Genomic DNA, 14,381 nt, shown 5'->3' with positions numbered 1-14,381 from the left:
AGAAAGGTGAATGGTGACATGAACTTTGCAGATAAGCTAAAAAAGGAAAGAAAAGATAAGGGCTGGTCCCAGGAAGATTTGGCCGAAAAACTTTTTGTAAGCCGGCAGTCTATTTCAAAGTGGGAAAATGGCCAGAATTTTCCCAGCATTGAAATCATCATGAAATTGAGCGACCTATTCGGAATCACGATTGATGAATTATTGAGAAGTGATGAGGATCTGAAGGAAAAAGTGATAAACGATAGCAGGCAATTGGCTTATCCGAAACTGAAGGAGTTTTTTGACATCGTATTTTTAATCGGGGCCGTTCTTTTGGTGATTAAGTTGGTAGTCATCCTTTTGAATAAGGTAGCGGGATGGGATTTGTCTTTGTATGGCGGGTCCTTTTTATGGAATTTCGGACCACTGATTCTCATGGTCGGGGGAGGAATCGGTGCCGGTATGGTGAAAGAGAAGTACAAACAAGATTAGAACAGGTAAATAAAACGACGGCCTTGTCCCTGTTGGTAGCAGGGGCAAGGCCGTTTCTCCTGTGAAAGAATTCCCGTTTTAAAAAAGATCGGCAAGGTTTTGCGTGGCTTTATTAGTGTCTTGGATCAATTGGGCAAGCTGTTCTTTATTTTCCGTTTGGGATTGGACGGTTGCCGAAATTTCTTCCAGAGAAGCGGAGGCTTGTTGTAAGATGGAAGCAAATTCGCTGACCGCTCCTTCGATGGACCCGGTTTCTTGATCAATTTTTTTCGCGACGGTGCTAAATGAATGGATTTCCTGTTTCAAATTGGCGATCGACTTTTCTATCGATTCAAAGATCGCTTTGTTTTTGATTGTGCCTTCGATATTTTCATCCATTTTACTCGCGACATTACTCATTTGGTCTTGTGTATCCAGATTGTTCGAATGAATTTCATTCAGTGTAGTAGAGATCTGGACAGCGGTTGAATCGGTTGTTTCAGCAAGTTTCCGGATTTCCTCGGCTACTACGGAGAATCCTTTTCCGGCTTCTCCAGCCCTTGCCGCCTCGATGGATGCATTCAGTGCAAGGAGATTCGTTTGGGAAGTAATCTCCTGAATTGCCTGGATGGATCCAAGGGAGGACTCGATATTTCCGCTGAGCTGCTGCATATTCTTTTGCGTTAATTGGATAAACTGCTTGAATTCGTCCATTTGGTCACTCAGTAGTTGCGACTGCGAACGCCCTTCATCGATTTGTGATGTCATGTGAGTGGTCGAGTCGATAATTTGGTCTACTCGGCCATTCATCACGTTCACTTGATTTGCGGTGCTTTCAATCGCATTTGTGATATCGGTGATGGCATTTTCCTGTGACTGGGTTCCAGACGCCATCTCTTGAAGCGCCATGTTGAGCTCACGGGTCACCGCTTTCTCTTCTTCCGATTGTCCTTCTATCTTACGCATATTCGCTGCAATGACTTCCGAGTTATCTGCTAACGTGACACGCTGTGCTTCTTCCTTTTCCAGTTTTTCTGCCATGGCAATCTGGGTGGAGCTGAGGTTCTTTTCCAGGCTGCCCATGATTTTTTGTTGAAAGAATAGAACAATGACAGCTAAAGAAAACAATAGCAAATAGGTGCCGATATCGGATGAATAGACATCTCCGTTTAAAGTAAAAGCGAAAATGAGCAAACCGACTCCGAAAACCGTACCGATGGCATAGAGGATCAGGTTCATATAAAGGGCGGAACAAATCAACAAAAAGTAAATCAAAGAAAGGTTGTTTTCCGAGGGGCTGACAATGATAATCGCTCCCAAAAGCATCCCCAACCCGATTATCGATAAATAGGCCAATTGTTTAGTCAGACGCTTGGTTATATTCAAGAAAGCGACAACGATACAAAGTACTCCACCGCCGATAGCAATGGTCAAAATAAGCTCCAGTGGTTTTCCTAAACTCATCTCCACGACGGTACCCAAGATCACCGACAGGATCAGCATCATCAAGATGACGTTATTTTTTTTTCTCAAGGTTTTGAGGTTTAGTTCTTCGATTGACATTCCCATTCTCCTTCGTCCTTTTATACTATAATAGTAGCAGAAAAATAAAAAAACGCACGTCATTTTTAGGTATTTGGAACTGTTTTATCAGATGGAGGATGGGAGGTGGCTGTAAATTGATGATCGTAATAGCTCTTGAAATAGGAAGAAAGTCCATAAAAAAAGCGAAGGTATGAACCTTCACTTCGAGCAGTGCAGCGTTATTGTCTATCCTGTTTACTCTCCAAAATAGATTGCAGTTCTTTAATATCTTCATCGGACAATTCCTCGTCCTCCATAAACTGAACGAGCATCGATTTGAACGTCCCATCATAAAATCGTTTCACAAAGGACGCCGTTTTGGCGCGTTGGCATTCGTTTTGCGAATAAAGTGGATAAAACGTATAGACTCGCTGGTCCTTGTTAACGCCGATGACTTGTTTTTTGGTTAGTCGGTCTAACAGGGTGCGCACTGTTTTCGGCTTCCAGGTCGTTTGGGCCGGCAAAGAGGATATGATGTCATTTGCTGTTTGCGGCGCTTTATGCCAAAGTACTTTCAACACTTCCCACTCCGACTCTGAAATGCTGGGTATCTCATTTCTCATGTGAATCCCTGCCTTTGCCTTTTTAATAAAGATTTTTGTCTTTTAAGATGGATTTTGTAATCCCGGCAGCCGTACTGCCATTTGCATGCTTTTTGCTTTCGATATTGGTTGCAAAGAAATAGGTGTTGTTCTTCGTTTCTACATATCCGATGAACCAGCCGTTCACATCTTTTCCGTTTACCGTGCCTGTGCCGGTTTTTCCATATAGTGCTGCATGGTCTTTTGTCTCCAGCTTAATGGATTCCTTGACGAGTTGAACATGCTTTTCCTTAAACATCAATTGATTTGTATAAAAGTTCTTGAGCGTTTGCACTTGTTCAACTGGTGAAATCTTTAACGAAGATTCCAGCCAGTATGATTCCATTCCACCAGACAAATTTTGATTTCCGTATTGTATCTTTTGCAGGTAGGCTTGAATAGGACGCCTTTGAATCTTTTTGTCCAGCTCCTGAAAATACCAGGACACGGAATTTTCCATCGCAGTATGTAGATTTTGATTTTGGTTCCAGGCTTTATATGGATAAGTTGTTCCATCCCACTTCAAAGAAGTCTGCCCGGGAGTAATGACACCAGCGTCTAATGCAAATAAGGCATCGTAAATTTTATAGGTGGAGTTCGGCGAAACCCTTAACACACTTTTCTCTTTATTATAGATATGGTATTGTGCTTTCTGCAAATCGTACAGGACGAAGCTGCCCTCATACCCGTTGAAAAAAACCTTTAAATCCTCATAAGTTGTCTGGTTGTTTTCGAAATGGAAACGATCCTCTCCATAAGACATGGCCGAAACAACCGGTATCTGACAAACGACCAGGGCCGCAACCAAGCTGAATATCGCCATGCTTTTTAATGTTAATCGTCTGGATTCTGTTGAAAAGGCAGCAATCCGCTCAATCCTTTTTTTCAAGTGTTGCTTGGAACTGGCTAGTTGGTTGACCATGGCGAACCGGCTTGCAGAAAAGGATTTCCGCGCAAACTTGATGACCGTGTTTCCGTAGGCTGCATAGTCGTCTGGAGCGAGTGTTTTCAAGACGGCATGGTCACAGGCAATTTCCCGGTCTAACCGCATTTTCCGGAATGCCATCCAAATCAGCGGATTATACCAGTACAACATTTGAAACAGGACGATCAGGTAATTCGTGACAATGTCTTTATACTTCACGTGATGTAATTCATGAAGGAAAATGTATGTCAGTTCTTCCTCGGAAAGCCATGCTTCTGCCCCACGCGGCAGGATGACATAGGTTTTGAAAATGCCGAACGTCATCGGCGACTTAACAAACGGTGAATCCGCAAGCACAGGTTTTTGCGAGACACGCAAACGTTTCTTGCATGTCTCGAATACAGCGAGTATTTGCTGATTCGTCATGACCCTGGCAGATTTTTTTACTTGGCGCAGCTTCAGCCATGCATGCAGGTTCAAGCCAACCATCACAAGGATGCCAGCAACCCAGACAATGGTCAGGATTTGACTTAGCCATGTCACGTCGAACCGATTGACGGAAATGGAAAAATCATGCGCCCAAGTTCTTCCGTTTTCCATTAGGGGATTCTCCGGGGAAGAATGGGGCGGCGATGGATTGTTCGTTTGGTTCTGATACCACACGAATGAAGCTCCAACGTGCACTATATGTGCAGGGAGAAAGGGAAGTGTTAGCGCAGTCAGCAAAAGAAACCATAAATTGTATTGCCATTTGGATGATAGCTGGTTCTGAAAAATCTTCCGGATCAGCACGATGGCGATGACCACGACAGAAGATACAAACATGCATACGGCCAGGTGGAAGTCTGGCATTCTATTCATCTCCTTGTTCGGGAACCGATTGTAAGCCCATTTGTCCATGTTGTCGTCAAAATGATAGTCAAGGCAGGCAATCACTGCATTTGGTATAAATAGTATACTACTATAGACGATGATGAAATGAGAGAATAAGTCAGAAATGAAGCTGGAACAAAAAAGGGACACATGCCAGGTCTTCCGACATGTGTACTCCTTTTACTTAAAAGCGTTAAGTGTGGCTTCGGCTGCTTTTGCAACCAGCTCATCGTCATACTCTGCACCCTCTGTCTTGTGCCGGGACATTATTGCCATGACGATCGGCTCTCTACCTGGGGGCCATACAATGGCAATATCATTCCTTGTGCCGTAACTTCCGGCTCCGCTTTTGTCCCCGACTGTCCATCCTTCCGGTTTTCCTGCACGTATCAATGCATCTCCTGTTGCATTTCCTTTCATCCAGTCGATAAGTAATTCTTGTTTTTCCTTTGGAAGAAAATCACCAAGCGCCACCTTTCTCAGGTTGTTGGCCATAGCTCTTGGAGTGCTGGTATCACGTTTATTCTCTGGTGAAAATGCATTCAATTCGGTTTCGTATCGCTCGGGCTGGGTCACGTCATCGCCGATGTCACGCAAGGCTTGCTTATAGTTGTCAGGACCTCCGAGGGCATCCAGTAACAGATTGCCGGCAGTATTATCGCTTTCTCGGATGGCCGCCTCGCTGATTTCTGAAAGGGTCATGCCGGTATCGACCTGTTTCTCCGTTACAGGAGAATAGGTAACCAGATCATCCTTGCTATAGGTCACGACTTCCTCAAGATCCTGGAGGTCGTTTTGCTTCAACACGAATGCAGCGGCTAGTAATTTGTACGTGGAAGAATAAGCGAAACGCTCATCCGGATTGTACTCGACGCTTTGATTCGTGCCCGTATCAATGGCATAAACACCCAGTCGTGCGTCAAACGCTTCCTCGATTTCGGTGAATGCTTCATCTAAATCGATGGTTTTCGCTGCTTCACTTTTTTCATTGGATGATGCATCTGTGTTATTTTCTGTATTTGAGCAAGCAGTCAGCATAGTCAGACACAGCAACGCTATGTATAGTGTGAATTTTATCAGCCTGGACTTGGCTGGGCTTGTTTTCCTCATCATAATCCCTTCTTTCTGTCAAAGTAAAGTACTCTTCTGTTACATTTCGCATTTACCCCTCCTACAACACTTTGATTACACGTGTAAGACTATATTACATATGTAATCACATGAAAGTCAACCCCGAAGTGATTTGGTTGCAAGGGAAAGGGGGAACAGGCATCAACACGAAAGGACTTGGCCGCTGAAAGAAAAAGATGGATGAAACGCTCGATTAATAATCAAGCACATGGGGTATTTACAAAGGACGATTAACAGAAAGTGACTGGCATGTGTTAATCCAGAATACGGCGGTCCCTGGTATATTTTTCATACCAGCTCCGTGCAGGAAATTCGGTCGCAAATGGAGAAAAGGGAAGATATGACTTTATTGCAAAACTACACATAGACTGTGTTGTAGCTGCTTATACATTATCAAAAGTAAGGCGGAGCATCGAAAGGGGATTTATTCGTTTTGAACACCAAATACTTAGATTTGCTAGCCCAGAAATACAACAGTGAAGAAAAAGTGGTAACGGAGATTATCAACCTGGAGGCTATTCTCAATCTGCCCAAAGGTACCGAGCATTTTGTCAGTGATCTTCACGGCGAATATAAAGCCTTTCAGCATGTTTTAAGAAATGGCTCAGGCAAAGTGAAAGAGAAAATAAGCGACCTGTTCGCCAAGGAGCTATCAGAGGAAGAAATCACCGAATTTGCGACATTGGTATATTACCCGGAAGAGAAACTCCAATTGATTAAAAGCAATTTCAACAGTACCCGGGAACTGAATCAATGGTACACGGAAATGATCGAGCGGATGATCAAGCTCATTTCCTATGCTTCCTCCAAATATACCCGTTCCAAGCTAAGGAAAGCATTGCCGGAGCAATTCGTATATATTATTGAAGAACTGCTGTACAAAACAGATGAATTCACCAACAAGAAAGAATATTATACCAAAATCGTCCAGGAAATCATTTCGCTCGGACAGGCAGACAAGTTGATTATCGGTCTTTCCTATACAACCCAAAGGCTGGTCGTCGATCACCTTCATGTCGTAGGCGACATTTACGACCGGGGGCCGGAACCGGATAAAATCATGGAGACGCTGATCAATTACCATTCTGTCGATATTCAGTGGGGCAACCATGACGTGCTGTGGCTGGGTGCTTTTGCCGGATCCAAGGTTTGTCTTGCCAACATTATCCGGATATGCGCCCGTTATAACAACCTGGGTATCATCGAAGATGCTTACGGCATCAATCTCCGGCCGCTTCTCAACCTTGCTGAGAAATACTATGAAGATAATCCGGCTTTTCGTCCCAAAAAACAGCCGGATGATAAACTGTCCGATTATGAAGAATGGCAGATTACGAAAATTCATCAGGCAATCACGATGATTCAATTCAAGCTCGAAAGTCCGATCATCAAGAGGCGTCCATACTTTAATATGACTGATCGGCTGCTGCTCGACAAAGTTAACTACGAAACAAACGAAGTGACGATTCACGGGGAAACATACCCGCTTGAAAACCCATGCTTTGCTACGGTCAATCCAGAGCATCCGGAAGAACTGTTGGAGGAAGAAGCAGAAGTGATCGACCGGCTGCTGTTTTCTGTTCAGCATTCGGAAAAACTGGCCAGACACATGAAGTTCCTCATGAAAAAAGGCAGCCTTTATTTGAAGTATAACAGCAACCTGTTGATTCATGGCTGTATTCCTTTGGATGAAGATGGAAACATGGAGAGCATGGAGGTTGAAGGAAAAAGCTACAAAGGGCGGGAGTTGTTTGATGTTTTCGAGCGCCATTTGCGTCATGCCTTTGCCCATCCGGAAGAGACAGACGATTTGGCGACCGATATGGTCTGGTATTTATGGACCGGGGAATCTTCCTCTTTATTTGGCAAAAGAGCGATGACCACCTTTGAAAGGTACTTCATCAAGGACAAAAAAACGCACAAAGAGGAGAAAAATCCTTATTACTACTTACGCGAACAGGAAGACATCTGTCGGAAAATCCTCGAAGAGTTCGACATGGACCCGGACCAGGGCCATATCATCAATGGTCATACACCGGTAAAAGAGATTGAAGGGGAAAACCCCATCAAAGCCAACGGAAAGATGATCGTGATTGATGGTGGCTTCTCCAAGGCTTATCAGCCCACAACGGGAATTGCAGGATATACGTTGTTATACAATTCATATGGGATGCAGCTCGTCGCCCACAAACATTTTAACTCCAAGGAAGAAATCCTGCAGAACGGGATGGACGTGTTGTCCGTGAAGCGATTGGTCGACAAAGAGCTGGAAAGGAAAAAAGTACGGGAAACAAATGTCGGCGAGGAATTATTGCAGCAAGTGTCTATCTTGAACGATTTATTGGAGTATCGGTATTTGAAATAAAATTTGATTCCCCTTTTTGAGAGGGTTAAGAGTGAATAGCATAAGAAGCCAAGCCTGGCGGGCTTGGCTTTCGTGTTTATTGGTGATTCTTCTCCACAATCCCTTGTTGCATGGTAAAAACTTATTCGACATTTACGACGATACTTTCAACATGCTTTTCGTTTATATAAACAAGTATTTTCCAAACGCCAGCTGATGGAAATCTTAGTATTGAAGGCATATTGACACTATCAGGGCTTACCGCCGCGCTCTTAAAGAAAGTCCCGGAGTCTAAATTTATGATCTTATCGGTTCCTTTTTTGACTGCTTTTAATTCTACCGGAATATCATATACATTTTCTTTTCCAAAATAGAACCACATATATTTTTGTGGCTGTTTGGAGACGATTGGAAAAGGACCAGTAAACCCAAAGGTATCTTTCTTTCCTACAATCTTATAAGTATGTTGATCGCTGTTTTTCGGTTCGACGGTATGGTCAAACTTTGAGGATAGCCTCCAATTGTCTGTCTCTGGGATTTCGGTTTTGGTTTTCTCCGTTTTTTCCGGGTTTTCATTGTCCTGGTTTGAACCTTCATCATTCATCGCTTGGCTGTCATCGTCCATACAAGCAGTAAACAATAGAGTAATTAGCAGCAAAAGTGATAAAATAACGGCATTTTTCAAAAGAGAGTCCCCCTTTATAAACCATGTTCCATATGAACTATTTCTGCGAATCGATTTTGATTTTATCCTTGATTTGTTCGATGGTTAACCTGCCTTAATATTACTTATTCAAGAAACTGCTAGCGATCCCCTTTTTTTGGAGTAAAGCAATCTCAAAAAGGAAATGATGTCTTATTTCCAAGCATTACATTTAGGAAGAACACGGTGTATATCAATTGTTTTAATCTTCCTGTTGAAGGTTATACAATGATATAAAATGATTTGAAAAAGGGAGGAACAGAATCGATGAAATCACTAGAAGAAGCACTAAATCATAAAGTAGGACTGGGCACCGCCCCTTTGGGAAATATGTTCCGGGAGGTTCCGGAAGAGGAAGCGCAAACCACGATTCAAACCGCCTGGGATCAAGGAGTACGATACTTTGATACAGCGCCTTTCTATGGTGCCGGCCTGGCAGAAATGCGCGTCGGCGAGGTGTTATCCAAATATGATCGGGATGATTATGTGATAAGCACCAAGGTCGGGCGCTACGTCCTCGATGAGAAAGAGGACAAGGAAGGGCTGTTCGAGTATGCCCGCGACAATAAAGTCATTACCGATTATTCCGAGGATGCGACGAAGCGATCGATTGAACAAAGCCTGGAACGGTTGAAGACCGATCGGCTCGATATGGTATTCGTTCACGATGTATCCCCTGACTTTCACGGGGAAGAATGGACGGCGAAGTTCGAAGAAGCCAGAAAAGGTGCCTTCCGGGTACTGACACAGCTGCGGGAAGAAGGTGTCATTCGTTCCTGGGGTCTTGGGGTGAATACCACAGAACCGATCGAATTGGCGATGATGCTGGAGGAAACCCAGCCGGATGTCTGTTTGTCAGCTACGCAATATACCCTTCTCCAACACGAGCATGCCTTGCAGCGGATGATGCCGACAGCTGAAAAGAAAGGCATCGATATTGTGGTCGGCAGCCCGTACAATTCCGGGGTATTGCTGGGCGGCGACCATTATAACTACGAAAAAGCCGGCCCTGAAATTTTGGACCGGGTGAACCGGTTAAATGAAATCGGCAAGAAATACGATGTCCCATTGAAAGCGGCAGCACTGCAATTCTCGACTGCTCATCCAGCAGTCAAAGCAGTGATTCCTGGTTCAACCCACCCAGGAAGAATCAAAGAGGACATCGAGATGATCCAACGGGATATCCCCGGGGATTTCTGGAACGAGCTGGTGGATAAAGGCTTTGTTTCAGCGAATGCTCCACTGCCGACATCACGCTAGAGGTACAGGATAAAAGAAGAGGCTGGGACAAAAGTATCGTGATCAAAACAAAAACCGAACGATTCCAATTCGTTCGGTTTTTTGGTTACAAAAAAGTAAACCGTGCTAACTTTTCCTTTTAAAAAGAGTAACGCTTCACTCCGGCAAGGTACTTCGCTTTCCGCGGGCACGGCTTCAGCTAACTTGGCAAAGAAAACCGCTTTGCCAAGTCGATCTTCAGCTCGCGCTCATCCCGCAGGAGTCTGCGTACCTTGCCTACGTTCATATGGAATTATCCGCAACCGAACGATGCGCCACTCCTGGCTGATTTCTGTTTTTTCTTATAGGAAGAAAGCTAAACCGAATGGAAAGAGGAGTCCTTCTTTTTTGTTTTTCTGGTGTTGGTTCGCAAATTTCAATTTCTAAAATAAAAACCTTCCATGCTGGGTTTCGTGTTCATCATTGTTTAGAAAACCTAACCGTCAATAGAAGAAATACGGTTCTACTTACTTTATCTTGATCATATAAAAATCAGCATCCGAAAATGTAGCGGAGGCAAGATACGGAGACTCCAACGGGATCAGCACGAGCTGAAAATCCCGCAAGAAAGCGTCTTTTGCTTTCTGAGGAAGTGGAAGCCGTGCCCGTGGAAAGTGTAGTTTCTTGCTGTAGCGATAGCGATACGAAGCACGCATCTAACAACCGAACGAATTTGCTTTGATGGCCAAGCTTTTGTACGGCGGCTTTTTTATGAATCTCTTTTAATCATTTAGTCTTCCCGACTCAAAATCCCTTATATTAGCAATAAATATTTTAATCTTTTGATAATAGTGATAAACTAGAGAGGAGATAAAAATATTTGGAAAAGATGTAGAACTTTGTTGAAACTAACCTTGCTGTTGTAAACGCCTTCGCAGAAGTAACTACATCTTTAGCAAACGTTAGGGAGTTTGAAGGTAAAATGAGCAAATCATATACGAAAGCAGACGTTATCTTAATTGGCGCAGGAATCATGAGTGCAACGCTCGGAACGTTGCTGAAGGAGTTAGTGCCGGAATGGAACATCCGTGTATTTGAAAAGCTTGACAGTGCAGGAGAGGAAAGCTCGAATGTGTGGAACAATGCCGGAACAGGACACTCTGCGTTGTGCGAGCTGAACTATACACATGAGAAACCTGATGGCTCGATCGATATTTCGAAAGCCATCAAAGTGAATGAACAGTTCCAGGTATCAAAACAGTTTTGGTCTTATCTTGTCGATAACCAACACATCGACAATCCACAGGAATTCATCATGCCATTGCCCCACATGAGTCTTGTGCAAGGGGCGCGGAACGTGGAATTTCTAAGAAAGCGTTTTAAAACGATGGCAGACAATCCTTTGTTTGAAGGAATGGAATTTTCAGATGATCCGGAACAACTGAAACAATGGATTCCGCTTATCATGCAACAGCGTTCGATGGAGGAGCCGATTGCTGCCACGAAAATCGATACGGGAACAGATGTCAATTTTGGCACGTTGACTCGGAAAATGTTCAACCATTTGGAAAGCAACGGACTGGAAATAAATTATAAACACAGTGTAGAAGATATCAAACAAACGAGCGAAGGCACTTGGGAAGTAAAAGTACAGGATATCGAAAATGAAAAGATAGAGTACCATACGGCAAACTTTGTCTTCATCGGCGGTGGAGGCGGAAGTCTGCATCTTCTGCAAAAAACCGGTATCCCGGAATCGAAACACATCGGAGGGTTCCCGGTCAGTGGTCTCTTCATGGTGTGCAACAATCAGGAAGTGATCGATCAGCATCATGCCAAGGTTTACGGAAAAGCGAAGGTGGGTGCTCCGCCGATGTCCGTACCGCATTTGGATACTCGGTTTATCGATAACAAGAAGTCCTTGTTGTTCGGACCGTTTGCCGGCTTCTCGCCGAAGTTTTTGAAAACCGGGTCGCTGCTTGATCTGGTAACATCCGTGAAGCAGGATAACCTTGCTACGATGGTCGCGGCAGGTGTGAAAAATGCATCGCTGACTAAGTATTTAATCGAGCAAGTGATATTATCCAAAGAAAAGCGGATGGAAGAACTTCGGGAGTTTATCCCGAATGCGGACAGCAAGGACTGGGATTTGGTCGTAGCAGGCCAGCGTGTGCAGGTCATCAAGGACACCGAGAATGGCGGCAAAGGGACACTGCAATTCGGCACGGAGGTGGTAAGTGCCGCTGATGGATCGATCGCCGCGCTGCTTGGTGCTTCCCCAGGTGCTTCCACTGCTGTATCCGTCATGCTCGAAGTCATCGAAAGGTGCTTCCCGCAGCAATTGAAAGAGTGGGAACCGAAAATCAAAGAAATGATTCCGTCTTACGGCGAACCCCTTTTGGAAAAACCTGAGTTGATCCGCGAGCTGCAAGTCTCTACAGGCAGGACGCTTGGATTGGCAGACGCAGCGTTTGCCCATAGCAAGTAATAGGAGGAAGCATAAATGGCTGTATATACTCATTTATGCTTCCTTTTATGTTAGGAAGAAGAGGATGGTGGTTTTGGTGAAAGTTTCACTTTTCATTTCCCTTGTGCTGACCATGCTGGTGGTATGGTTGAATCTCTCTCATCATAGTTACTTCAACGGAACAGTCATGCTGCTTGTTGCCATATTTGTCTCCTTAGAACTGACAGGACAATTTAACCGACGGTAGATGCCAGCCCTGTTGTGATTGTACCAATAACTCCCATGCCGGGAACCTCTTTCTTCGCACGCTGGAAAATTTTTCTGTGAAAACCACAAAAAGCACGAAATCTGTGCTACATTATAGAAAAATACCTACTAAAAAGAGGTCCGGTAAATCGTGCATGCTCCTTTAACCGCTTTTATAACCTTAATTTGCACCTCTGGTGTGCTTAATCTGTATTTATGTTTATATGTATGTAGAAAACGCCACAATTACCGTGATATTGCCAACTACTTCATTCTATACACTGCCTCGATAACCATCTATTGTTTTGCTGCTGCTTTTGGCTTGATGGCAACCACCTTGGAAGAGATGAAATTTTGGACAACCATCCAATATATCGGTCTGCCATTCGCCGCGCCCTTCGGTTTGTTGTTCATCATGAGATACTTAGGCATCCAATTGAAGAGGAAAACCCTGTTCCTGCTTTTGCTGCTTCCGTTTGTCAGTTTTTTGATGGTTGCCACGAATGATTTTCACCATCTTCATTATAAAGTTTTTGAAGCGGATTCTGTCTTGGGCATCCCTTATATTTACCAGGAAATCGGCATGTGGTATGCGGTTCATGGCATCTATACGTTCGCCTGTATGTTTGTAGGGTTTCTGCTGGTGCTTTCCCGGTGGAAAGAAACGGCGAAAATTTACCAACCCCAGTTGATCGCTCTGATGTGCAGTACGCTGGTCCCGATGGTCACTGCTTTTGTTTACCTGATCGGAATTACGCCTCCTGGTATTGATCCTGTACCGATGGTTTTGTGGCTTTCTTCCCTTTTATATTTATGGTCCATTAATTCTTCTCGGTTGTTCAGGGTGATGCCGATTGCAAAGGATGAAATATTTCATAGTATCAATGATGGCGTGCTGGTGTTGGATGCTTCCAACCATTTGATAGAGTTCAATCATGCCAGTCAACAAATGCTGCCGCGCTTAAGGAAAAATTTGTTCGGGATGGATTTTAGGGAAGTGTGGCCGATTCTTTCTGGAGCGCCGCTTCCTTCTAATTTGGAATCGGTAAAATCCCAAAGCGAAATCGAATTAACGGTAGATGATGTAAAGCGCACCTATCAGGTCCGAACCGCCCCTCTCCAGCAAGCGAAAGGTCTGTTGATTATTTTTACCGATATCACCGAGGTGAAAAGCCTTCAGCTTCAGTTGGAAAACTTGGCTTATTATGATGAACTTACCCGCCTATACAACCGTCGGGCATTTTTCGAAAAGTGTGAGAAAGCGTTCAATAACGCGAAAAATAATGCCTTTCCTTTTACGGTTATTTTGATGGATGTGGATTTTTTCAAGAATGTGAACGATACATTTGGTCACTTTGCCGGGGATCAGTTACTTATTCACGTTGCAAGAATCTGCCAGAACCAATTACAGGAAAACCTCCTTTTTGCCCGGTACGGCGGAGAAGAATTTGTACTTGGACTGGAGGGGAAAACAGCGTGGGAGGGATGGGAAATCGCGGAACGATTGCGGAAAAGTGTCGAGGAACATCCACTCAGAACGACCGATGGTTTGGTTTCCGTCACGTTAAGCTGCGGCGTTGCAGAGGCGGAGAAAGTGCCTGAAGAGACGCTGAATCTGGTATTGAATAAAGCGGATAAAGCACTATATGCGGCAAAAGGAGAAGGGCGGAATCAGGTGGTGATTTTTAGTGGTAAGGAAAAGAATTTACGAGAGTTTTAGAATTAAAATTAATTTATTTATGGAGGAGTTAAGTAATATGAATTCTTATAAGTATCTAGAATTTGTACTCTGAGAAAAGCAAGGGATTCATTTATGTTGCGTTATTTCCTGGTAATTTACAAAAATATAAAAATAAACC

Annotated in this window: 10 protein-coding genes and 1 pseudogene; 6 read left to right on the top strand and 5 right to left on the bottom strand. The window is 43.9% G+C overall.

All coding sequences use genetic code 11. The features are described from left to right. Positions 1–18 precede the first annotated feature (18 nt). Positions 19–471 carry a helix-turn-helix domain-containing protein gene (locus F6X55_RS13290; RefSeq protein WP_026568831.1) on the top strand — a complete coding sequence of 151 codons (453 nt, stop codon included), beginning with the start codon at positions 19–21 and terminating at the stop codon, positions 469–471. Positions 472–549: 78 nt separating this feature from the next. Here F6X55_RS13290 and F6X55_RS13285 read toward each other — a convergent pair whose 3' ends face one another. From F6X55_RS13285 to bla, 4 genes are all read right to left on the bottom strand, one after another. Next, complete coding sequence (locus tag F6X55_RS13285) at positions 550–2,013, bottom strand: methyl-accepting chemotaxis protein (protein WP_161993085.1); 1,464 nt, start codon at positions 2,011–2,013, stop codon at positions 550–552. 200 nt (positions 2,014–2,213) lie between these two features. After that, complete coding sequence (gene blaI / locus F6X55_RS13280; RefSeq protein ID WP_153463968.1) at positions 2,214–2,597, bottom strand: penicillinase repressor BlaI; 384 nt, start codon at positions 2,595–2,597, stop codon at positions 2,214–2,216. Positions 2,598–2,619: 22 nt separating this feature from the next. Then, on the bottom strand, positions 2,620–4,392 hold the full coding sequence (locus F6X55_RS13275) for a BlaR1 family beta-lactam sensor/signal transducer (RefSeq protein WP_153463965.1): 1,773 nt from the start codon (positions 4,390–4,392) through the stop codon (positions 2,620–2,622). Positions 4,393–4,593: 201 nt separating this feature from the next. Beyond that, a complete protein-coding gene (gene bla / locus F6X55_RS13270; protein ID WP_153463962.1) occupies positions 4,594–5,523 on the bottom strand; it encodes a class A beta-lactamase in 930 nt (309 codons plus the stop codon). 454 nt (positions 5,524–5,977) lie between these two features. On the opposite strand from bla, the gene F6X55_RS13265 reads away from it, so the two are divergent. Further along, a complete protein-coding gene (locus tag F6X55_RS13265) occupies positions 5,978–7,909 on the top strand; it encodes a fructose-1,6-bisphosphatase (protein ID WP_153463959.1) in 1,932 nt (643 codons plus the stop codon). A 121-nt stretch (positions 7,910–8,030) separates the two neighbouring features. Here the strand turns inward: F6X55_RS13265 and F6X55_RS13260 are convergent, their stop codons facing one another. Then, positions 8,031–8,573, bottom strand: a complete 543-nt coding sequence (locus F6X55_RS13260; RefSeq protein WP_153463956.1) for a hypothetical protein — start codon at positions 8,571–8,573, stop codon at positions 8,031–8,033. Positions 8,574–8,858: 285 nt separating this feature from the next. Between F6X55_RS13260 and F6X55_RS13255 the strand changes: the two genes are divergently transcribed. From F6X55_RS13255 to F6X55_RS13240, 4 genes and pseudogenes are all read left to right on the top strand, one after another. Next, entirely contained in the window at positions 8,859–9,851 is a 993-nt protein-coding gene (locus F6X55_RS13255; protein ID WP_153463953.1) for an aldo/keto reductase, read from the top strand. Between the two features lie 913 nt (positions 9,852–10,764). Then, positions 10,765–12,297 (top strand): annotated as a pseudogene (locus tag F6X55_RS13250) (malate:quinone oxidoreductase); the annotation flags it as partial. A 76-nt stretch (positions 12,298–12,373) separates the two neighbouring features. Then, the gene (locus tag F6X55_RS13245; protein WP_153463947.1) at positions 12,374–12,523 is read left to right on the top strand and encodes a hypothetical protein; all 150 of its coding nucleotides are present in this window, start codon (positions 12,374–12,376) and stop codon (positions 12,521–12,523) included. A gap of 150 nt (positions 12,524–12,673) precedes the next feature. After that, on the top strand, positions 12,674–14,242 hold the full coding sequence (locus F6X55_RS13240) for a histidine kinase N-terminal 7TM domain-containing diguanylate cyclase (RefSeq protein WP_153463944.1): 1,569 nt from the start codon (positions 12,674–12,676) through the stop codon (positions 14,240–14,242). The last annotated feature ends 139 nt before the right edge of the window (positions 14,243–14,381 follow it).

The sequence above is a fragment of the Sediminibacillus terrae genome, from assembly GCF_009602435.1.
In the GTDB taxonomy this organism is placed as follows: Bacteria; Bacillota; Bacilli; order Bacillales; family Amphibacillaceae; genus Sediminibacillus; species Sediminibacillus terrae.
The sequence above is the reverse complement of the archived record's forward strand: the minus strand, read 5'-3'. Positions and strand labels throughout refer to the sequence as shown.

Bases quoted from the DNA above. Each gene is read 5' to 3' on its own strand.
- F6X55_RS13290 (WP_026568831.1), top strand. From the start codon at position 19: ATGAACTTTGCAGATAAGCTAAAAAAGGAAAGAAAAGATAAGGGCTGG.
- F6X55_RS13285 (WP_161993085.1), bottom strand. From the start codon at position 2,013: ATGTCAATCGAAGAACTAAACCTCAAAACCTTGAGAAAAAAAAATAAC.
- blaI (WP_153463968.1), bottom strand. From the start codon at position 2,597: ATGAGAAATGAGATACCCAGCATTTCAGAGTCGGAGTGGGAAGTGTTG.
- F6X55_RS13275 (WP_153463965.1), bottom strand. From the start codon at position 4,392: ATGCCAGACTTCCACCTGGCCGTATGCATGTTTGTATCTTCTGTCGTG.
- bla (WP_153463962.1), bottom strand. From the start codon at position 5,523: ATGAGGAAAACAAGCCCAGCCAAGTCCAGGCTGATAAAATTCACACTA.
- F6X55_RS13255 (WP_153463953.1), top strand. From the start codon at position 8,859: ATGAAATCACTAGAAGAAGCACTAAATCATAAAGTAGGACTGGGCACC.